The sequence below is a fragment of the Streptomyces sp. NPDC033178 genome, assembly GCF_055577685.1.
Genome location: NZ_JBVIPT010000023.1, coordinates 115,728 through 136,891, shown reverse-complemented (window position 1 = coordinate 136,891; position 21,164 = coordinate 115,728). Strand labels below are relative to the sequence as shown.

The following is a 21,164-nucleotide window of genomic DNA, read 5'->3' as shown; positions in this document are numbered from 1 at the left end:
TTTTTTTTTTTTTTGTTTTTTTTTGGTTTTTTTTTTTTTTTTTTTCTTTTTTCTCCCCCCCCCCCCCCCCCCCCCCCCCCCCCCCCCCCCCCCCCCCCCCAACACGCTGTCGGGCCGGGCTCGCTCAGCTGAACGGGTCCAGCGTGATGTACGCCGTCTGCGGGTTGTTGTCGTTGACGAGCGACTCGTGGGCGCCGACGTCGTCGAAGGCGAAGCCGTACGCCTTGCCGTCGGCCATCTGGGCGTGGATCTTCCGGGAGTAGTGGTTGGTCACGGTGTCCTGGTAGAAGCCCGCGGAACTCGTGTCGGGCTGGTTGGGGTTGGTCAGGAGCGTGGACCGGTTGTAGCCCGCGCACAGGGTGCGGGAGATCGGGCCGCGCACCAGGTCGTTCGGCGCGTCCAGATGCTTGTAGCAGCCGAAGATGCTGTCCGAGTCGGGCTTCTGGAAGCTGGTCACGACGGCGCCGGAGCCGTTGGTGAAGTTCATGACGTTGCCGGAGACCCTGCCGTAGTACTTGGTGCCCGGCTGGTCGGCGAACGGTGTCACCGTCAGTGTGGAGGTGGAGTACTTGGACCACACCCGGTTGATGTAGTCGTTCATGACGGAGGCGGGCAGGGCGCCTGCCTCGATGCCGTGGCCGGGGGCGAGGGCCCGCAGGATGGTCCCGTCGGAGCGGGTCCTGATGAGGTTGGCCCAGCCGCCGGGCTGGCCCCTGAGTGCGTTGAAGAAGCCGTTGTAGCCGCCCGGCTTCAGGTGACCGGTGTTCTTGGTGGCGCCGGCGGTGTTCTTGATGCCGACCGCGTACGGGGCCGAGAACATGTCCACCTGTGTGCTGTTGATCCACAGTCCGGCGTCGTTGAGCGTGTACTCGGTCCAGTTGAAGAGGATGTTCACGTTCGGGTCGGACGGGTTCTGCACCGCGGGCTGTACGAGACCGCCGGTGGTCAGCTTGAAGACGAGCTTCTGGCCGTATGAGAAGTAGACCCGGCCGGAGAACTTCGGCATCCGGATCGTCTTGGTCTGGCCGTTGGCCGGTCCGGCGATCGAGGCGTCGGGTGCGGGGGTCGGCGGGTTGCCGCCCGCGGGCCAGGCGTGGAAGGTGCCGTTCGCGTCGGCCCAGCCCTGCTGGCCGGTCGAGAGCAGGGTCCCGATGTTGTAGATGTAGATCTGGTCGCCGCGCCCGGAGTTGTTCTTGAACTCCAGCGGGATGGTCGTGGGCACCGCGGCTTCGGCTCGGGGTGCGGGGCCCACCGTCGTGAGTCCCGCGGTGACGGTTGCCGCGGCGACCAGGGCCACCAGCGCTTTCCGTAGGGCAAGCACGCTCGTCCTCCTGCCAGGTGGGCTTCTCCCACCGGAGTCGAAATGCGACGGACGGATGGTCGGGGGCCGCGTCCCGTCATGGGGAGGCAAGGGCGGCGCGGCCCCTTCCGGTCGTTTGAGAGCGCTCTCAGAGTGGTCCTCATGAGTGGGACACGTCAAGGTCTAGACCAAGATGGTCATCGTCGGGCCGGAACAGGTCACGGCGAATCGGTCACGGCGAACAGGTCACAGTGACGGGCCGTGGGTCCAGGCGCCGGCGAGGAGCGTGGCGTGCACCGGCATCTCGCGCAGGGTCAGGGCGTCCGCGGTGAGCGGGTCGGCGTCGGTCACCACCAGGTCCGCCCGGTCGCCGACCCGGATCAGCCGCCGCCCCCGGGTCGAGCCGGCCAGGGCGTCCGCCACCGGTATCCGCTGCTCCGGGTGCCACGGCGGGCGCTCGTCGCCGGTCCGGGTCACGGCAGACGCCATGGTCAGCCAGGGGTCGAGCGGCGCGACGGGGGCGTCGGAGCCCAGCGCCAGGACGGCCCCGGCGGCGAGCAGGTCGGCGAAGGCGTAGGCCCGGTGGGTCCGGCCCGCCCAGTGCCGGTCGGCGACATCCCGGTCGTCCACCGCGTGGGTGGGCTGGACGCTCACGGTGACGCCCAGTTCGGCGAAGCGCGGGATGTCCTTGGGGGCGAGCAGTTGGCCGTGCTCGATCCGGCCGTGGCAGCGCACCGCCTCGAAGGCGTCGAGGGTCATCTCGTTGGCGCGGTCCCCGATCGCGTGGATGGCGGGTTCGATCCCGTGGGAGGAGGCGCGACGCAGCAGGGACACCAGCTCCTGCGGGGGCAGTTGCTCCAGTCCGTGAGAGCCGGGCTCGCCGGGGACCGCGCCCGGGTACGCCTCGTGGCACAGCGCGGTGCGGGTGTTGAGCGAGCCGTCGGTGAGCAGCTTGAACGGCCCGACCTCCAGCAGCCCGTCGGGGGTGTCCAGGGTCTGGCCGGTGCGGAGCCCGCGGCCGATCGCCGCCTCCAGTTGCGGGGACCAGATGGAGGCCGCCACGCGGAGCGGCACCGCGGCACCGTTCATCCGGCGGGTCCAGTCCGCGATGTTGTCGGCGTACTCGAAGTCGACGATGCCGGTGATCCCGCGCGCGGCGGCGGCGACGCAGGCCTCCCGCACCCATTGGTCCGTCAACTCCACCGAGGCGGTGGGGAGTTGGGCCATGGCCTGGATGCACTCGTCCTCGCGCAGCAGTCCGGTGGGGTGGTCGCCGCGCCCGACCAGGGCGAGTCCGGCCGAGTTGAGCCAGGCGGAGTGCAGATCCATGCTGATCAGCAGGGCGGGGCGGTCCGGGACGAGGGCGTCGAGCAGGTCCTTGTGGGGTGCGTCCGGCCACAGTCCGTCGCGGAAGCCGTGGCCGATCACCGGCTCGCCGGCCGGCAGGGTTGCGGCCTGCCGGCCGACCGCGTCCACGGCCTCCCGCGCCGAGCGGGCGCCGGACACGTCGAGCCGTCGGCGCAGGCCCGCCCACTGGACCATGTGTACGTGCGAGTCCCACAGCCCCGGCAGCAGCGTACGGCCGTCGAGGTCGAGGCTCTGCCCGTCGGCGCGCGGTGATTCGCCCGCGGGAAAGACGGCGTTGACGAGACCGGACTCGATACGGACGTCGCTCAGCGGTCCGCCCGCGCCGAGGTGGACGCGGCGCAGGGTGAGCGGCTCGGCGGTGGCCGGCCGGTTGCCGGGCGCTGCGGTGTTCGTCTGGGTCACGGCTTCCTCCGGATGTCGCGCATGGCGCGGGCGAGTTCGGGAACGGCGTACGGCCGGCCGGATTCGAGGGCACCGGCAAGGCGGAGGACGATCTCCTCGCGCTCGTCCTGGCTGAGCTTCGCCTTGGCCGTCACCTTCGTGGCGGGCAGCCGGAATCCGGTGACGGCGGCGGCGATCCGGTGGGCGTAGCTCTCCACGCGGGCCAGCCGCCACGGCTCGGGAGAACGGTCCTCGAAGTGGTCGACGGTGGCGGACAGGACGTCGTAGGTGTCCGCCGGGTCCAGGACCTCGGGGCGGCCGTGGACGTGCAGGACAGTGAAGTTCCAGGTCGGCACGTGGGGTGTTTCCCTGTACCAGCTCGGCGAGATGTAGCCGTGCGGTCCCTGGATCACGACGACGACCTCGTGGGAGCCGAGTTCGTGCTTCCGCGCGTCGGCCCTCGCGAGGTGGCCGAGGAGCGTGCAGCCGGTGTCCCCGGTGTCCTGGCGTGAGTCGTCGACCAGGACCGGCAGGTGGGAGACGACCAGTCCGCGGTCGGGAGTGTGACTGATCAGGGTGGCCCAGGGGTGGGCTCTCGCGAGATCACGGATCCGTCCGGGGTCGTCGACCCGGAAGATCTCCTGCTCCAGCATGTGCGCTGTTCCGTCCTGTCAGTTCTCGGCCATTGATTCTCGGCCATTGATTCTTGGCTGTCGGTCCTCGGCTGTCGGTCCTCGGCCGTCAGTTCTCGGCCGTCAGTTCTCGGGGAAGTGGCAGGAGACCTGCCGTTGCCCGTCGGCCGTCGGTGCGGTCGGCACCGGCCGCTCCGTGCCGCAGAGATCCTGGCTCTTCCAGCAGCGTGTGTGGAAGGCGCAGCCCGCGGGTGGCCGGGTCGGGCTGGGAGGGTCGCCATGCAGCACTATGCGGCCGGTGGCGCCCCGCCGGCGCGGGTCCGGATCGGGGACGGCCGAGAGCAGCGCCCGGGTGTACGGATGCGCGGGGCGGGAGTAGACGGTGTCGCGGTCGCCGTGCTCGACGATCCGCCCCAGATACATGACGGCGACCTCGTCGGCCACATGCCGGACCACCGCCAGATCGTGCGCGATGAACACGTAACTGAGCCCGAACTCCCGCTGCAGCTCCTTGAACAGGTTGATGACCTGCGCCTGCACGGACACGTCGAGCGCCGACACCGGCTCGTCGCAGACCAGGATCTTCGGGCGCAGCGCGAGCGCTCGGGCGATGCCGAGGCGCTGGCGCTGCCCGCCGGAGAACTGGTGGGGGTGGCGGTGCGCGTGCCCGGGGTCGAGCCCGACCATGTGCAGCAACTCGTGGGCCCAGGACGCGCGTTCCTTCTTCGGCATCAGGTCGCGGTGGATGTCGAGCGGCTCACGGACGATCTCCAGCGCCGTCATCCGGGGATCGAGGGAGGTGTACGGGTCCTGCATGACCAGTTGGATGTCGCGCCTGCGGCGGCGAAGCTCGGCCGACGGCAGGGTCAGCAGGTCCCGGCCCTCGACGAGCACGGTGCCGGAGGTGGGCCGGTCCAGGGCCATCAGCAGGCGGGTGAGGGTCGACTTGCCGCAGCCGGACTCGCCCACGAGACCGAGGGTCGAGCCGCGCCGCAGGGTCAGGTCGACGCCGTCGACGGCCCTGACCGTGGCCCGGCGCCTGCCGCCGAGGGGCAGCCCGCCGGACCGGTAGTGCTTGACCAGGCCGCGGGCCTCAAGGAGCGGGGCACCGTTCTCAAGGCGCGCGGCACCGCTCGGGACGTCATCGGGCACCGGAGACCTCCAGCGGATAGTGGCAGGCGACGAGGCGCGCGGGCGGGTCGGGGAGGGCCGGGAGCAGCATCGGCTCCTGTGTCGCGCAGCGTTCGCCGACTTCGGGGCAGCGCGGATGGAAGGCGCAGCCGGCGGGCAGCAGACCGGGTCCTGGCGGGCTGCCCGGGATCGGGCTGAGGTCGTCGGGGCCCCCGGCGAGGCGGGGCACGGCTGCGAGCAGCCCCCGGGTGTAGGGGTGTGCGGGCCGGTCGTACAGCTCCTGGACCGGGGCCTCTTCCAGGATGCGCCCGGCGTACATGATCGCGACCCGGTCGGCGGTGCCCGCGGCGAGTCCCAGGTCGTGGGTGATCAGCAGCAGGGCGGATCGGGTCTCCTCGCGGAGTTCGGCGAGGAGTTCCATGATCTGTGCCTGCACGGTGACGTCCAGGGCGGTGGTGGGTTCGTCGGCGATGAGGACGTCGGGGCCGAGCGCCACCGCCATCGCGATCATGATGCGTTGGCGCATGCCGCCGGAGAACTGGTGGGGGTGGTCGCGGTAGCGGCGGGCCGGGTCCGGGATGCGGACCCGGGCCATCAGCTCGACGGCCCTGGCGCGGGCCTCGCGGCGGCCGACGCCCTCGTGGGCCCGGATGGTCTCGGCGATCTGGAAGCCCACGGTGAGCGTGGGGTTGAGGGCGGACAGGGCGTCCTGGAAGACCATCGCGATGCGCCTGCCGCGCAGGGCGCGGAACTGGTCCTCGGGCAGCGCCAACAGATCCGTGCCCCGGTGGCGGGCACTGCCGCCGACCCGGGCCGTGGTGGCCGGGAGCAGGCCCATGACGGCCATCGCGGAGATGCTCTTGCCGGAACCGGACTCGCCGATGAGCGCGAGTGTCTCCTCCTCGTGGAGGGTGAACGAGACTCCGTGGACGACCCGTTGGGCGGCGCCGGACCGGGACAGCACGTCGACGGTGAGGTCCTGGACGTCCAACAGCGGGTCGTTCAGCGGGGCTTTCACGGTCGTGTGGCCCATGTTCGTGTGGTCCATGAGGGGGTCACCGGCCTCTCGGATCCAGGGCGTCACGCACGGTGTCGCCGAAGGTGATGAGCACGAAGACGGTGAAGGACAGGAAGAGCCCGGGGAAGATCAGCAGGTGCGGGTGGGTCTGGAAGGAGTTCTGGGCTCCCGCGAGCTGAAGTCCCCAGGAGATCGAGGGAGGTTGGAGCCCGACACCGAGGAACGTCAGCGCGGCCTCGGCGACGATCACTCCGCCGACGGTGATGGTGGCGAGGACGAGGACAGGGGTGAGGGCGTTCGGCAGGACGTGTCTGCGCACGATGAACCACTGGCTCGCGCCGAGGCTGCGGGCCATCACCACGTAGTCGGCCTCGCGCACCGACCGTACCGACGCCCGTACCACCCGGGTCATGGTCGGCCAGCCGAAGAGCGCCAGTACTCCGGCCACGGTCGGTACATCCCGGGTGGTGAAGCTGTTGAGGACGACGATCGCGCCGAGCAGGAACGGGAAGCCGAGGAAGACATCGGTGATCCTGGCGATCACGCTGTCGACGATCCGCCCGGCCATCCCGGCGAGACAACCGAGGACCAGTGCGACGGCAAGCCCGAGGCCGGTGGCGAGCAGGCCGACGCCGAGCGAGGCGCCCGCTCCGTGGATGACGTTGGCGTACAGGTCGCAGCCCTGGACGTCGTATCCGAAGGGGTGTCCGGGGGCCGGGCCCTCGGCGCTGTGGCCCAGCTCGCAGACGGTCGGGTCGCCGTGGCCGAACCAGCCCGCGAAGAGCCCCGGCGCGGCGGCGAGCAGGAGGAGCAGAAGGGCGCAGCCGCCGGTGAGGAGGAACACCGGCCTGCGGCGCAGCTCGTGCCAGGTGCCCTGCGGGGCCTGGTACGAAGCCTCGGGCGAAGTGCCGTGCTTCACGGGCGAGAGAGCGGCGTCAGTCATGGCGGATCCTCGGGTCCAGGAGGCTGTTGAGGAGGTCGACCAGGACGCTCGCGGCCAGGAAGATCAGGATCAGAGCGGTCGACACCCCCACCACCGTCGGTCCGGCGTGGGCGCGGACGGCCCGGAAGAGCAGCTGGCCGATGCCGGGGAGGTTGAAGACGCCCTCGATGATCACGGTGCCGCCGAGCAGGTATCCGAGGTCGATGGCGAGATAGGTGACGGCCGGGATGAGGGAGTTGCGCAGCACGTGGACGCCGACCACCCGGCGCCGGGTGAGGCCCTTGGCGACGGCGGTGCGTACGTAGTCGGCGCGCAGGTTCTCGATCACCTCGGCCCTGACCAGCCGGGACACCGACGCCAGTCCGAAGGCCGCGACGCACAGCGCGGGCAGCAGATAGCTCGTCGGCCAGCCGTCGGTGTTCCCGGCGACCGGGAACCACCCCAGCTGTACGCCGAGGACGACCTGCGCGGTGTACGCGAGCACGAACACCGGCACGGAGGTGGCGCCGATCGTGAACGCGAGCACCGTACGGTCCGTCCAGGTTCCCTGGCGCAGCGCGGCGAGCACGCCGAGCCCGATGCCGACGACCGCCTCGATGCCCCAGGCGGTCAGCGCCAGCTTCAGCGTGACCGGCCAGCGGTCGGCCATCTGCTCGGCGACCGAGCGGCCGCTGAAGTCGGTCCCGAGATCGCCGTGGAAGAGCCCGGCCAGGTAGTGGCCGTACTGGACCAGCAACGGATCGTCGAGGTGGTGCTGTTCGCGCAGGGCCCGCGCCACGCTCGGGGCGAGCGGCCGGTCGCCGGCGAGCGCGGCGATGGGGTCGCCCGGCAGGACGTACGTCATCGCGTAGATGACCAGGCTGATTCCGAAGAAGACGAGCAGCGCCTCCAGCAGGCGGCGTATGAGGTACGTCATCCGGGGTCCCCCGTGATGTCACGGGCGCGGGCGTGGTCCGCGGCGGCCAGCAGCGCCCCGTACTGGATCCCGGCCAGCGTGGAGATCGCGATCGGGTCGCCCGTGGCAGGGCCGGCCGCGCGCTCCCACGTCTCGTACGTCTCCAGCAACTCCCGGTGGCAGCGGCGTACTTCGGGGGTGGCGGTGCCCGCGACCACCTCCGCGTCGAGCGCCCGCAGCAGCATGCCGCCGAAGCGGACGCGGAGGCTGTGGACACCGGCTTCGCAGTCGAAGCGTTCGGACACGGTGGCGGCCCGGTCGGGCAGTTCGTCGGCGCGGGCCGACTCCATCGTGGCGAGTTCCGTCAGCGACGGTACGAAGTCGCGGACCGCCCGCAGGAACGGGGACCGGATGGTCAGGTGCGGGTTCGCCGCGTCGAGGATGCCGCCGAGAAACGTTCCTGCCTCGCCCAGCGCCCGAGCCCGGCCCCGGACCACGTCGGCGTGGCGCCGCTCGATGGGTGTGTTGTCGTCGGCGTCCGGGTGGCTCCAGTGCGGGACCTCGGTGACGAAGTAGAAGGTGCCGTAGCGCTCGGCGTACGCGGCGCTCGACGAGCCCGCGATCTTGGCGGCGGCGTCGACACCGAGTCCTTCGAGGTAGTCGTACGCGTCCTTCATGTCGATGCAGCCGTAGACGGCCGGGGAGTACACCGGGGCGTGGGCGGCCTCGGGTTCACCGGTCGCCAGCGGCATGCCGAGGGAGGCCGGGATCTCGGTCAGGACTCCGTACAGCTCGGGAGCCGGACGGTTCATGTAGTAATAGACGCCGCCCGCCTCGCAGTTGTGCAGGGTGGTCAGAAAGCGCGGCCGGGTGGCGTCCAACAGCCGCATCAGTGCCAGGGTTTCGGGCAGTACGCGGTCGAACCACGCCTTCTTGTAGGCGAACGGGAAGGTCCACTCGACCTGTTCGTTGCCGGCGGGCCGGTAGAAGTGGCGTCCGTAGTTGCGCTTGTCGGTGGGGGTGGCGAACCAGCCCTCGTTGAGCCGGGCCCCGTCCGGGTCGATGCAGGGCACGATGTGCCAGGCCCCGCCGAAGTGCCCGCGCAGTTCCGGGCTTTCGCACAGGGCGGTGGCCAGGTGGAGGGCGGTCACCGCGCCGACCGGCTCGTTGGGGTGCACCCCGCCGACGACGACGTATCCGCCGTCCCCGTCCGTCGTGAGGCTCGCGGGCCCTTCACCCACCGTGAAGCAGTACAGGGGTTCGCCGAGGGTGGAGGTGCCGATCCGGCTCTCGGTCACCAGGCCGGGATGGGCGTCGGCCAACTGCCTGAAGGAGGCCAGGAGTTCGTCCACGGCCGGGTAGGCGTGGGTCTCGGGGACGGTCGCCGCGTGCCGTACCCAGTTCCCGGGGGACGGCATGGCGGGGGCGGACTGCTCGGATGTCGCGGCGGTCATGCTGGTGCGGATCTCCGGGGTGTCGGGGGTACGGGGGCGCGGGTGCCGGCGTACGCGTACGTGCACGGGGTGCGGGACGGTCAGCCGACGACGGATATCCGGCTGAGCTCGACGTCGGCCGGGCCCACGGTCACCCCGGTCACCTTGGGGGTGCTGGCGTAGATGTAGCTGCCGTAGAAGAGCGGGATCACCGGGAAGTCCTGGAGGACGCGCTTCTGCGCGTCGTTGTAGAGCTTCGCGGCCGCGGTGGTGTCGGCCGCGCTGTCGGCCTGCTGGAGCAGCTTGTCGACGTCGGCGTCGCTGTAGTGGCTGCACACCTGGCAGCCGCCGGCCTTGGTGAAGATGCCGCGCAGGGTCGCCTGCATGCTCGGGTAGAGGGCGCCCCAGTGCGAGTGGTTGAGCCCGGTGATCTTCCCGCCGAACGCCTTCTCGCTGAACTCGGCCCAGTCGGCGGTCGGTTGGGCCCTGACGTCGGCGATGTCGAGGTTCTGCCTGAGCTGGTTGGCGACCGCCTTGTAGAGCTCGTCGAGGCCGAGCCCGCCCGGGTAGGTGATGGTCAGCTCGCCGGACCAGCCGCCCGCCTCCTTGAGCAGCTTCTTCGCCGCGGCCGGGTCGTACGCGCAGGCGTCGCAGATGCCGGTCTCGGCGCCGACCTCGGAGGACGGGGTGAGCGAGGTGGCCGGGGTGTAGAGGCCGCCGTAGATGGCCTTGTTGACCGCGGACCGGTCGATCGCCATGGACAGCGCCTTGCGCAGTCGCACGTCGTCGAACTTCTTCCCCTGCAGGGGAAGGCCCATGAACTCCAGCGACGGCGCGTCGTAGGTGTGCAGCCGGTCTCCGAAGTCGGCCTTGGCCTGGCCGTACTTGCTGACAGGCACATAGGCCAGGTCGATGTTGCCCGCCTGCACGTCGGTGTACGCGGTGTTGAGGTCGGCGTAGCTCTTGAAGGTGATCGCGGACGACTTCGGCTTCGGCCCCCGGTACGCCGCGTAGGCGCTGACCGTGGTGCCCTCGTCGGCCTTCCAGGCGGAGGTCATCCGGAACGGACCGTTGCCGATCGGCTTCTTGTCGTAGCCCTTGGGGTCCGTGAACGCGGCCTTCGGCATCGGGTAGAAGCCGAGCTGGCTCGGGGTGAGCTGGAGCGGGAACTGGCTGTCCGGGCTGGTGAGGGTGACGTCCAGGGTCGTGGCGTCGACGACCTTGAGGCCCGAGAGCGTCCGGGTCTTCGGCTTGCCCTTGGCCGGGTTCAGCGCCGCGTAGCCCTCGATGCCGGCGAGCTGGCCGTTGCCCGCCCAGCCGTTGGGGGCGTAGGCGGTGGCGTTCCAGGCGTCGGCGTAGCTCTGGGCGGTGACCGCCTCGCCGTTGTGGAACTTCCAGCCGGACCGGAGCTTGATGGTCCAGTGCCGGGCGTCGGTGGAGGTCACCGACTTCGCCTGCACGTAACTGATCCCGCCCTTGGCGTCGACCTTGACCAGCGGGGCGAAGAGCACGCGCAGCTGGTCCCAGCCGACGGTGCTGCGGCCCGGGGTGAGATGGTCGGGTTCGGCGACGGCGACCGAGAATCCGCCGGTCCCCGCCGAACCGCCGCTGTCCTTCGTGCCGCCGGAGCAACCGGAACAGGCGAGGGCGAGAACCAGGGCCAGCGATAGGCTCGCCGGGGCTGTGAACATGGGTGATCTGGGCACGACGACTCCATGGGAGAGCAGGGGCGCGCCATGGCCCGGCACCGGGGAAAGGGCCTGGGCGACCGGGTGCTCACCAGGGCGCGTACCGGGATACTGGGCGTCGCTGAGATGCCATGTCAATGCAAAGCTGCGAAACTTTTAAGATGAGATGAAAGTTTACGAGGAGGAATCAATGCCCGGCGAGGCTCCAGCCAGCACCACGCACGACAGCTCCGGACATCTCGACGGCTCCGCACATCAGGACAGTGGCGGCGGCTGGAGCCGGGAGTCGTTCGTGGAGGAGGTCGGGCTGGTCTGGGAGGCGGCCGGGAGTAGCCGCATGGACGGCCGCATCATCGCCTACCTGCTCATCACGGATGTTCCGTACGTCTCCTCGGCGGCGCTCGCCCGCGCCCTGCGGGTCAGCGCCGGTTCCGTCTCACTGGCGACCCGCCGCCTGGTCGAGGCCGGGTTCATCAGACGGCACGCGGTGCCGGGGGAACGCAGCCACTACTTCCGCGTCGACGACGACGTGTGGGGCAGCTTCCTGGCCGGTGAACGCCGCTATCTGGACCGGCAGGAACAGCTCGCCGAGCGGGCCATCGAACTCCTCGGCCCGGAGGAGGAGGCACCTCGCCGCCGCCTGGGCAACATGCGCGACTACATGCGCTGGGTCCGGGGCAGCCACCACGACCTGCTGACCCAGTGGCGGACCTACCGGTCCCAGGCCGCCGACCAGACGACGGACCGGCAGACGGACCGGCCGACGGACGAGGCCGGGGACCAGGCCGCCGGGCTCCAGGCGGAGGGCGGCTCGGCGGCCGACGAACCGTCGTCGACGCCCGCGCCGACGGACGACGAGGAGATCCGCGACCATCTCTCCGCCACGCTGAGCCCGGTCCTGGCACGGCATCTCGTACCGGACGCGCTGTGGGCCGCCGCCGAACCGCTGCTGGCCTCCCGCTCCGCGAACGAACGCGCGGCCTTCACCGCCGTCGTCTACGTGCTCACCTCGGGCTGCAGCTGGCAGCAGCTCCCGGCGCAGTTCGGGGTCTCGCACTCCACCGCGCACCGCCGCTTCACCGCATGGAGCAGGGCGGATCTCTGGCAGCGCTGGCTCGACACCCTGTCCGCGGCGCCCGTGGACGCCGCGGACCTCGCCTGGTGCTCGACGATCGTCACGTCGGCCGCGAGCCGCCGGCCCGGCAGCGGAGGGTGACCGGTCCGGGGCGGACCCCGGGCCGGTCAGGCGCCGGTCAGACGCCGGGGACGGTGTCCTCGAACCTGGTGCCCGCGCTGCGGTACGCGTTGAGCTTGGCAGTGACCTGGGCCGGCGTGAGGACCTGGTCCTTGACGTGCAGGACGTAGTCGACCTGCTGGTCGTACGCCCGCGCGGTGGTGCTGGTCTGGCCCGCGAGGTCGATCAGCCACTGGTTGAAGTTGATCGACATCGGCCGCTCCGGCAGGTACTGGGCGCCGTGGGTGCCGAAGAGCTGTCCGTCGATGTAGTACTTGATGGTGCTGTTGTCGATGGTCAGCACCAGGTCGTGCCAGCCGCTGAAGCTCTGGCGGGCCTCGGTGTGCTGGTTGACCGCCACCCACGGGTCGGCCTGGTAGGTCTCCCAGGACGTCGTGTAGAGGATGTTGGCCGGCTCGCCCCAGCCGCCGTTGGGCAGGTACTCGAAGTCGTACTCGGCGTAGTCGTCCGCCATCGGTGCCTTGAGGTCGTTGATCGTGAAGAACGTCTGGACGAGACGGTCGCCGTCCGGGCCGTACTTGGGCGCGTCGTTGAACCTGACGCGGGCCGCGTAGGTGCCGTTCTTGAACTTCATCGACCTGGTGAGGATCTCGGTCTGCTCGGTGCTCGCCGCGGTGCCGGCGGTCGAGGTCTCCAGGTTCATGATGGAGTTGCCGCCCGTGGTGGCGAAGGTGATGTTCTCGGGCGCCCAGGTGGCACCGGGCACGCCGGGACCACCGGAGTTGGAGCGCACGTTCCAGCCGTGCGCCGAGATGTTCGGGTCGCTGTGGCCGCTGTAGTTGAAGTCGTCGAACAGCGCGGCGCCCTCGGCCGGAGGATCGGTCGGCGGGTCGGTGGGCGGATCCGTCGGCCCGTTGCCCGCGGGTGCCTCGCCCCACAGGAGGGTGCCGCCCAGCTGGGCCGTGACCCTGGTCCAGTCGCCGTACGACGTCCGGGAGGCGCCGAAGGAGTAGTCGTCGCTCTGGTTCAGCGACGCCCAGTTCGACTGGTAGAAGCGCAGTTGCAGGTCGCCGGTGTCGGCGCCCGGGGCGAGCGAACCGGCACCGGAGGTGAAGCCCACCTCCAGGTAACGGTCGGCCGTGGCGGTCGGGTTGGCGAGTGTGCCGAAGGTGCCCGTGACGTTGGCGCAGCCCTTGACGGCCCAGGAACAGGCGAAGCGGTAGGTCGCGCCCGCCGAGTCGGCCTTGAAGTAGTAGCGGACCTTGACGCCGCTCAACTGCACGCTGGTGGTGCCGGTGTTCTTCACCTTGAACCAGGGTTCGGCCTGGTCGGCACCGGCTCCCGTGGCGCTCGTACGGTACTGGACGCTCAGCCCGTCGGCGGCCGCGCTCGCGGTGGTGGGGAGTGCCGTGAGCGCGGCGGCGCCCATGGCCACGGCGACGGCGGTGTGTGCGGTGGCGCGCAGCCTCTTCTTCGCGAATCTCATCGTTGTTCCTCTCCAGAAAGGTGGGGGTGATTCCCGGAACGGACAGCCTTGGGGGTGGTGTGAGGGGGGCGATGTCAGGGGTGGCGGTGGATGCCGAGCGCGTCGAGCCGGGCGGTGTGCTCGTCGAGCCGGGCACGGAAGTCGGCCCAGTCGGTCGCGCCGCTCCAGCCGCGGTCGGCGAGGGCGCACAGCCGCGGGTAGGTGAGGTACTCGATGTGGGCGGGCGTCGTGACGAACTCGGTCCACAGCTGGGTCTGGGTGCCGAGCACCCGCCCGGCCGCCTCGGCGTCCGCGTCCTCGGGTACGGGGTCGTGGGCGTGGACCGCGCGCAGATCGACGACGGTGCCGGGCTGGGCCGACGGCTCGTGAGGAGCGTCGGACTGGGCGTAGTCGAGGTAGGTGGCCCGGTGGTACGCGTTGATCACGGGGTGGCCGCGGCGGGCCGCCGTCAGGGCGTGGGAGGGGTCGCGCCAGGTCATCACGGTGAAGTCCAGGGGAAGTTCGGCGCCTGTCTCCGCCCAGCCGACCGGTCGGCGTCCGCGACGGACGAGGAAGTCGCCGATCTGTCCGAGGAACCACCCGTGCAGCGCCTCGGGGGTCGACAGCCCCTCCGCCGCCGCCCGTTCGCGCGCGGCGGCACTGTGGCTCCACTCGGTGGTGGGGCACTCCTCGCCGCCGAGGTGGATGTACGGCGACGGGAACACGTCCATGACCTCTTCGAGGACCGTGCGGCAGAAGTCGAGGACCTCGTCGTGGACACCGAGGACGGTGTCGCACACGCCCCAGCGCGTCCACACGTCGAGGGTGCGGTCCGGCTGGTTGCCCAGTGAGGGATAGGCGGCGAGGGCGGCGCGTACGTGCCCCGGCATCTCGATCTCCGGCATGACGGTGACGCCGCGAGCGGCCGCGTACCGCACCAGACCAGCCAGTTCGGCCCGCGTGTACGCACCGCCGTGCGGGACGCCGTCGTACGTGCCGCTGCCGGCCGGGCCGATCTGGGACTCGGCGCGACGACCGCCGATCTCGGTGAGTTTGGGGCGGGCGGCGACCGGCATGCGCCAGCCCTGGTCGTCGGTGAGATGCAGATGGAACACGTTGATCTTGTGCAGGGCCAGCACGTCGACGTACCGGCGCAGATAGGAGACGGGCTGGAAGTGGCGTGCCACGTCCAGCATCGCGCCGCGCCAGGGGTGACGGGGGTGGTCGGTGATCTCGGAGCACGGCAGCAGCCACGGAGCGCCGCCCTGCGGAGACTCCGACAGGGCCTGTGGGGGCAGGAGTTGACGGATCGTCTGGATGCCGCGCAGCAGACCGGTGAGGTGCGCGGCGCGCAGCAGCACGGCGTACGGGGCGATCGTGAGGACGTAGCCCTCGTCGCCCAGGCTGCCGAGGCCGGAGTCGATGGCCAGCTTCAACTGCCCACTCGGGGACGGTGGCAGGGCCAGTCCGGTGGCGGGGGCGAGCAGGGTGCGCAGCAGCTCCGCGGCCTGTTCGGTGCCTGCGCCGATGTTCAGGGCGGTGTCGTCGTCCAGCGTGAAGTACCCCGGCCGCAGCACGGTCTCGGTGGGGCGGGGGACGAGGGTGATGGCGGACGGGTGTGCGGGCACGGATCGCCTCCGGAACGAAGCTCGCGGGGGACTGCGGGGGGAGTGTGCGGTGTCAGCCCTTGACCGCGCCGGCGGCGAAGCCCGAGGTGACATGGCGCTGGAGCGCCAGGAACACCACGAGTGCCGGGGCGGCGAAGAGGGTCGAGGCGGCCATGGTGGCGCCCCAGTCGGTGCCGAACACGTTCTGGAACGAGGACAGCCACACGGGCAGGGTGCGGTTGTCCTGCTGCTTGATGATCAGGAAGTTGGCGTACGTGAACTCGTTCCAGGCGGTGATGTAGCCGAACAGCGAGGTGGCCATCAGACCCGGTGCGAGCAGCGGGAACGCGATGTGCCGGAACGCGCCGAGCCGGGTGCAGCCGTCGACCTGGGCGGACTCCTCCAGCTCCGGGGGGATCGTGTCGATGAAGCCGCGCAGGACGATGAGGGTGAAGGGCAGCGTCATCATGAAGTAGACGAGGGTCAGGGTCGGCAGCCGGTCGAGCATGTCGGTGTCCCGGGAGATGATGTAGACCGGGATGATCAGCGACTCCCAGGGCGCCATCTGGGCGATGAAGACCATGAGCACGAACTGCCGGCGCCCCTTCCACCTCATCCGGGCGACCGCGTAGGCGGCGCCGAGCGCGATGACGAGGGCGAGCACGACGGCGCTCAGCGTGACGAGGACGCTGTTGCGCCAGAACAGACCGAAGCCGTCGGCGCCGACGGCCGTGCGGAAGTGGTCGAGCGTCCAGCTCTCCGGCAGGATCCGGGGGTTGTCGGACTGGATGTCGCGGCTCGGCGTGAACGCGGTGGCGACCATCCAGTAGACCGGGAACAGACACACCACGACCGTGATCACGGCGGCGGCGTTCAGGGGCAGTCGGCGGACGCGGAGCCGGGTGGTGGTGCTCATGAGAGCTCGTCCTCCTGGCGGAACATCTGGCGGAAGTAGAGGACGCGGACGCCCGACATCAGCACGACGGTGACCATGGAGGCCGCCGAACCGAGGTCGTAGCGCTGGCTCGACAGGGCGGTCTGCACCGCGTACACGGGCAGGATCGTGGTCGCGTCGCCGGGCCCGCCGTTGGTCATCACCCAGATCTGGACGAACGCCTTGAAGGTCCAGATCACTTCGAGCGAGAGCACGAGCATGAAGATCGGCCGGACGATCGGAAAGGTGATGGAGCGGAATATCCGCGGCCCCGACGCCCCGTCCAGCCGCGCCGACTCGTACAGCTCGGTGGGCACGGTGGTGAGGGCCGAGTAGAGCGTGATCGCCGCGAACGGCACGGACTGCCACACGATGAGGGCGACCAGGATGGCGAAGGCGGCCGGTCCGTGCGCGAACCAGGGGTAGCGGTCGAAGGACTCGAACCCCAGGTCCGTCAGGACCGCGTTGACGATGCCGAACTCCGAGTGGAACAGCCACTGGAAGACGGTGGTCGCCGCGATGACGGGCATCGCCCAGGTCAGCACCAGCGCGCTGAGGACCGCGATCCGGCCGAACCGGCCCAGCCGCTCGATCATCAGCGCCACCAGCGTGGAGAGCACCATGATCAGTACGACGTTGACCGCCATGAAGAGGAACGTGCGGCGCACGACCTCCCAGAAGCGGCTGTCGCCGAGCAGCGTCTCGTAGTTCTTCAGTCCGATGAAACGCGCGTCGCCCAGGATGAGTTGACGCAGTCCGAAGTCCTGCAGCGAGATCACCACCGCGCGGACCAGGGGATAGACGAGCAGGTAGAGCGTGCCGAGGACGGCGGGTGCGATCAGGACGTACGGCCAGATCCCGCGGCCGCCGTCCCGCGACGGGCGGCGCTGCCCTGAGCCGGTGGTGCGCCGGGGTCGGGAGGTGCTCGGTGGGGGGTGGGGCGCGGTCTGCTCTCGGACGGCCGACACGGCACTCTTCCTCCGGTGCGTTGGCGGTTCCGGTGCGGTTCCGGTGCGTTGGCGGTCAGGAGCCGGAGTTCATCGCCGTGGTGATGGCGTCGGACGCGGTGGCGGCTTCCTTCTTGGCGTCACCTCCGGTGAGAACGGCCGTCATGTAGTCCTTGATCGGGTTCTTGGCCTCGACGGCGGCCCAGCCCGGTGTGTTGGGCGTGGCATGGCCTTCGGCGGCGCCGACCGCCATGGCCGAAGCGCCCGGGTCGGAGGCGACCGCGTCGGCCAGGGTGGTCTTGTTCGGGACGTAGCTCATGGCGACGGCGAGCTTCTTCTGCCAGGCGTCGCCGGTGAGTTCCTTGATGAACGTGTAGGCCGCGTCCTGCTTGGCGGAAGCGGTCGGGATGACGAGGTCGGAGCCGCCGGTGAACACGGCACCCGGTGTCCCGGCGGTCTTGCCCGGGATCGGCAAGAAGCCGAGCTTGCCCTTCAGCGCGGGGTTGTTCTCGACGACGACGTTGGCGCCGCCGGGAGTCGAGATGACCTGGGCGACCTTCCCCTTGGCCATGACGTCCGCCTGCGGAGGGCTGTCCTCGTCGGAGTCCTTGGGGCCCTTGCCGAGTGCCTGGAGCTTCTCGTAGAACTCCATGCCGCGGATCGCCTCGGGGGTGTCGAGGTTGCCCTGCCACTTGCCGCCCGACTCGGTGGCGAGGTCGCCGCCCTCGTCCCAGACGAAGCCCGCGAGGGCGTACCACATCTGACCGGGCAGATAGATGCCCTGCGTGTCACCGGAGTTGAGCTTCTTGGTGGCCGCGATCCACTGGTCGCGGGTCTTGATCGCGGCCGGGTCGACGCCCGCCTCCTTGAAGAGGTCGGTGCGGTAGATGACGACGCGGTTGGCGGCGTAGTACGGGATGCCGTACTGCTTGCCCTCGTAGGCGCCCGGCTCGGCGAGGCCCTTGAGCCAGTCCCTGCCCCCGAGTTCGTCGGTCTTGTCGCTGAGGTCGAGCAGGCCACCGCTCTGCGCGAACTGGGCGACCTGGGTGTTGCCCGTCTCGATCACGTCCGGTGCGTCACTGCTGGCGAGGGCCGCCGTGACCTTCTCGCCGATGCCGTCCCACTCCTGGATCTGCACCTTGACCTCGATGTCCGGGTGAGCGGTCTCGAAGCCCTTGACGAAGTCCTTCTGGAACTCGGCCGAGACGCTGTCGCGCATCAGCCAGACATCGATGGTGGTGCTCCCGCCGGAACTGCCGTCGGAGTCGTCGGAGGAACTGCTGCAGGCACTCAGCCCGGCGGTCATCACAAGCACGGACACACCGGCAAACAAGCGGAGCTTCACGGTTCACCTCTGGAGGACATGACCCAACCACCTGACCAGTGAAGCCCACTGGACAGCTCACCTCTTGATGCGGGGATGAAACTGGCATAGACCAATGAGTGACGTCAACCCCCTGCGCTCACTGGGTTTTTGACGTCTTGGCCGGTCGAGGGCTCGGTGATCACCGTTCGGAAGCGGTTACACTTCCCCCCACCAGGAGGGCGGTTGCGTGCGACCACTGGTCAACTGGTAAACCGGCTGGCGCGCATGAGAGGACACGGCATGAAGGAAGACGCACCTGGTGCGGTGCTCAAGCGGGAGCGGGTTCGCGACTTCATCCTCGATCTCGTCGAGTCGCACAGCCCGGGTGACGCGATCCCCTCCGAGCGTGCCCTCTGTGCCCGCCTGGGCGTGTCCCGCCCGACCCTGCGCGCGGCGGTCGACGAACTCGTCGCCGCGGGTCTCCTCGTACGGGAACACGGCCGCGGCATGTTCGTCGCACCCGAGAAGATCACCCAGGAACTCGTCTCCGGCCAGCAGACCATGACGGCGCCTCTGGCCTCCGGGACCTGGTCGAGCCGCCTGCTGGAGTTCACCACCTTCGCGGCCGGCGCACGCGTGGGCCGCAAGCTGCGTATCTCACCCGCCGCCGAGATCGTGTACGTGGCACGGCTGCGCCTGGTCGACGGCGCCCCGATGGCCATCGAGCACCTGCACATCAGGGCCGATCTGGTCCCCACCCTGTCCGCCGAGGAGCTGGAGGCCGGCGACCTGTACGAGCACCTGCGCGAACAGCACGGCGTACACGTCCAGGAGGCCGTCCAGGCGATCGAGCCGACCGTCGTCACCCGGGCCGAGGCCGAACTGCTCGACGTGCCCGAGCTGTCCCCGGCGCTGCTCTTCGAGCGGCTCACCTCGGACACCACGGGGCAGCCCGTCGAATACGTCCACTCGATCTACCGCGGCGACCGCTACCGCATCGTCTCCCGGCTCACCCTCGACCCCTCGGCCACGGCGCAGCCGGCCGGGCTCGGACACCATCCCGGCATCCCCCCGGGCGACTTCGCACACCGCGACACCATCGCTTCCTCGACGCGGGGGGACATCCAGTCGGCACCGTGAGCGGGCTTCTCGCGGTGGTCCGGGGTTACGGAGCGATCGCCTCGGCCGCCGGCTCCGGTTCGTTCGCCGGTGTGTCCGTGGGCTGCTGTGGCCCCCGGGCGAGTACGTAGACGAAGAGGGCGGTCATGACGGCGACCCCTGCCCACATGGCGTTCTGCCAGCCGTCGACGAACGACTCCCGGGCGGCACGGATCAGGGCCTGCGCCTGGGGGCCGGCCCGGTGCGCGGCGTCGAGGGCGTTGGCGACACCTTCGCGCGCGGTGTCGGCCGGGCCCTCGGGAACGCCGGCGAGCCGGGAGTCGATGGCGCCCCGGTATCCGGCGGACAGGAGTGCTCCGAGCAGGGCGACGCCGAGGGCGGTGCCGAACTCGCGGGTGACGTCGTTGAGCGCGGACGCGACGCCCTGGCGTTCCCGCGGGAGAGCACTCGTGATGGCCTCGGTGGAGGGCGTCATCGACAGGCCCATGCCGACGCCCATGGCGAGCATCCCGGGAAGGACGGACGGATAGCCGCCGTCGACGGAGACGACGGCGGCCATGAGCGCCAGACCGGCACCGGCCAGGAGGATGCCGGTGGCCATGGTCGCCCGGGGACCGATGCGCGAGGCCAGCCGCGGGGCGAGACCGGAGGCCGCCATCATCATGACCGCCATGGGCATCAGCGCCAGCGTGGACAGCAGCCCCGACCAGCCGAGAACGGCCTGGAAGAACGGGAAGAGGACCACGAAGATGCCCGCCTGGACCCCGAAGACCACCAGAAGCGTGATCGAGCCCCCGGCCAGACCGCGCTCACGGAACAGGCGTACGTCCAGAAGCGCGGCATCCCGACGGCGCAGTTCCCAGGTTACGAAGCCGATGGCCGCGATGGCCCCGACGGTCAGGCTGACCAGGGTCGCCGGGGCGGTCCAGCCTCGCTCGGGGCCCTCCTGGAGGACGAAGATGAGCCCGACCACCGCGACGACGGACGTCAGCGCGCCGACGGTGTCGAAGGCGTGCCCGGACCTCTCGCGGGAGTCGGGGACGGACCGCAGCGTCATGGCGAGGGCGACCATGACCAGTGCGATGGGCAGGACGAACAGCCACCGCCAGCTCACCGCGTCGACCAGGGCGGCCGAGAGGAACATGCCCAGGACGCCGCCACCGCCGGCCACACCGGTCCACACACCGATCGCCCGTCCCCGCTCCTCCTTGGGGAAGGTCGAGGTGATGACGGCGAGGGTGATCGGCATGATCATCGCCGCACCCACTCCGCTGAGCAGCCGGGCGGCGAGCATGACCTCGGTCGACTGGGCCAGACCCGCCGCCGCACTCGCGAGGCCGAACACGGTCAGGCCGGTGAGCAGCATGGGCTTGCGGCCGAAGCGGTCGCCGATCGCGCCCAGCGGCAACAGGAGCGCGGCCAGGCTCAGCGTGTAGATGTTGATGATCCACAGGACCGTGCTCTGCGAGGCGTCGAAGGCGACGGCGAGATCGGGCTGGGCGACGTTGAGCCCGGACACCGACGCGATGACGGCCATCAGCGCGACACAGACGGCGATCAGGATCGTCCGACGTTGACGGGCGTCGGGCATGCCTTCGCCCGGGGCGCCCTTGTCCGGGGCGCCGGCGCGGGCGCCGCTTGGGTCGGGGCTCACTTCGGGAGCCTGGTTCGTACTCATGGATTCCTCGGGATTCCTCTCAAGAGGGCATGCGGACATCGGCGCGGGAGCGCCAGGAGTTATGGGTGACAGCGGTGGGCCCAGTCCCGGCTCACTCGGTCGGTGAGCAGCGGCCTGCGGGGCC

Annotated in this window: 17 protein-coding genes; 2 read left to right on the top strand and 15 right to left on the bottom strand. The window is 70.2% G+C overall.

Going from position 1 to position 21,164, the window contains the following annotated elements; genetic code table 11:
- Window positions 1-124: 124 nt before the first annotated feature.
- The 9 genes from ACZ5VQ_RS41815 to ACZ5VQ_RS41775 all read right to left on the bottom strand — a co-directional run bounded on the left by ACZ5VQ_RS41815 (window position 125) and on the right by ACZ5VQ_RS41775 (window position 10,807).
- Complete coding sequence (locus tag ACZ5VQ_RS41815) at window positions 125-1,321, bottom strand: glycoside hydrolase family 64 protein (protein ID WP_469109583.1); 1,197 nt, start codon at window positions 1,319-1,321, stop codon at window positions 125-127.
- A gap of 225 nt (window positions 1,322-1,546) precedes the next feature.
- On the bottom strand, window positions 1,547-3,070 hold the full coding sequence (locus ACZ5VQ_RS41810; protein ID WP_469109582.1) for an amidohydrolase: 1,524 nt from the start codon (window positions 3,068-3,070) through the stop codon (window positions 1,547-1,549).
- On the bottom strand, window positions 3,067-3,702 hold the full coding sequence (locus tag ACZ5VQ_RS41805; RefSeq protein ID WP_469109581.1) for an FMN-binding negative transcriptional regulator: 636 nt from the start codon (window positions 3,700-3,702) through the stop codon (window positions 3,067-3,069). Before ACZ5VQ_RS41805 ends, ACZ5VQ_RS41810 begins: the two co-directional genes overlap by 4 nt.
- Window positions 3,703-3,804: 102 nt before the next feature.
- Entirely contained in the window at window positions 3,805-4,833 is a 1,029-nt protein-coding gene (locus ACZ5VQ_RS41800) for an ABC transporter ATP-binding protein (RefSeq protein WP_469109580.1), read from the bottom strand.
- Window positions 4,823-5,860, bottom strand: a complete 1,038-nt coding sequence (locus ACZ5VQ_RS41795) for an ABC transporter ATP-binding protein (protein ID WP_469109579.1) — start codon at window positions 5,858-5,860, stop codon at window positions 4,823-4,825. The genes ACZ5VQ_RS41800 and ACZ5VQ_RS41795 overlap by 11 nt, the downstream gene beginning before the upstream one ends.
- Window positions 5,861-5,867: 7 nt before the next feature.
- Window positions 5,868-6,773: an ABC transporter permease gene (locus tag ACZ5VQ_RS41790; protein WP_469109578.1), complete on the bottom strand. Its 906-nt coding sequence runs from the start codon at window positions 6,771-6,773 to the stop codon at window positions 5,868-5,870.
- On the bottom strand, window positions 6,766-7,689 hold the full coding sequence (locus ACZ5VQ_RS41785) for an ABC transporter permease (protein WP_469109577.1): 924 nt from the start codon (window positions 7,687-7,689) through the stop codon (window positions 6,766-6,768). The genes ACZ5VQ_RS41790 and ACZ5VQ_RS41785 overlap by 8 nt, the downstream gene beginning before the upstream one ends.
- Window positions 7,686-9,122 carry a M14 family zinc carboxypeptidase gene (locus ACZ5VQ_RS41780; protein WP_469109576.1) on the bottom strand — a complete coding sequence of 479 codons (1,437 nt, stop codon included), beginning with the start codon at window positions 9,120-9,122 and terminating at the stop codon, window positions 7,686-7,688. Before ACZ5VQ_RS41780 ends, ACZ5VQ_RS41785 begins: the two co-directional genes overlap by 4 nt.
- Window positions 9,123-9,202: 80 nt before the next feature.
- Window positions 9,203-10,807, bottom strand: a complete 1,605-nt coding sequence (locus ACZ5VQ_RS41775) for a peptide ABC transporter substrate-binding protein (RefSeq protein ID WP_469109575.1) — start codon at window positions 10,805-10,807, stop codon at window positions 9,203-9,205.
- Window positions 10,808-10,979: 172 nt separating this feature from the next.
- On the opposite strand from ACZ5VQ_RS41775, the gene ACZ5VQ_RS41770 reads away from it, so the two are divergent.
- Complete coding sequence (locus ACZ5VQ_RS41770) at window positions 10,980-12,005, top strand: transposase (RefSeq protein ID WP_469109574.1); 1,026 nt, start codon at window positions 10,980-10,982, stop codon at window positions 12,003-12,005.
- Between the two features lie 37 nt (window positions 12,006-12,042).
- Here ACZ5VQ_RS41770 and ACZ5VQ_RS41765 read toward each other — a convergent pair whose 3' ends face one another.
- The 5 genes from ACZ5VQ_RS41765 to ACZ5VQ_RS41745 all read right to left on the bottom strand — a co-directional run bounded on the left by ACZ5VQ_RS41765 (window position 12,043) and on the right by ACZ5VQ_RS41745 (window position 18,282).
- Window positions 12,043-13,470, bottom strand: coding sequence for a cellulose binding domain-containing protein (locus ACZ5VQ_RS41765; protein ID WP_469109573.1), 1,428 nt, complete (start codon window positions 13,468-13,470; stop codon window positions 12,043-12,045).
- Window positions 13,471-13,544: 74 nt separating this feature from the next.
- Window positions 13,545-15,077 (bottom strand): beta-N-acetylhexosaminidase, encoded by a 1,533-nt coding sequence (locus tag ACZ5VQ_RS41760; RefSeq protein ID WP_469109572.1) that lies wholly within the window; start codon window positions 15,075-15,077, stop codon window positions 13,545-13,547.
- Between the two features lie 52 nt (window positions 15,078-15,129).
- Window positions 15,130-15,972 carry a carbohydrate ABC transporter permease gene (locus ACZ5VQ_RS41755; RefSeq protein WP_469109571.1) on the bottom strand — a complete coding sequence of 281 codons (843 nt, stop codon included), beginning with the start codon at window positions 15,970-15,972 and terminating at the stop codon, window positions 15,130-15,132.
- Entirely contained in the window at window positions 15,969-16,958 is a 990-nt protein-coding gene (locus ACZ5VQ_RS41750) for a carbohydrate ABC transporter permease (protein WP_469109570.1), read from the bottom strand. Before ACZ5VQ_RS41750 ends, ACZ5VQ_RS41755 begins: the two co-directional genes overlap by 4 nt.
- A gap of 55 nt (window positions 16,959-17,013) precedes the next feature.
- A complete protein-coding gene (locus ACZ5VQ_RS41745) occupies window positions 17,014-18,282 on the bottom strand; it encodes an extracellular solute-binding protein (RefSeq protein ID WP_469109569.1) in 1,269 nt (422 codons plus the stop codon).
- Window positions 18,283-18,543: 261 nt separating this feature from the next.
- Between ACZ5VQ_RS41745 and ACZ5VQ_RS41740 the strand changes: the two genes are divergently transcribed.
- Entirely contained in the window at window positions 18,544-19,383 is an 840-nt protein-coding gene (locus ACZ5VQ_RS41740) for a GntR family transcriptional regulator (RefSeq protein WP_469109568.1), read from the top strand.
- A gap of 25 nt (window positions 19,384-19,408) precedes the next feature.
- Here ACZ5VQ_RS41740 and ACZ5VQ_RS41735 read toward each other — a convergent pair whose 3' ends face one another.
- A complete protein-coding gene (locus ACZ5VQ_RS41735; protein ID WP_469109567.1) occupies window positions 19,409-21,040 on the bottom strand; it encodes an MFS transporter in 1,632 nt (543 codons plus the stop codon).
- Window positions 21,041-21,164 lie beyond the last annotated feature (124 nt).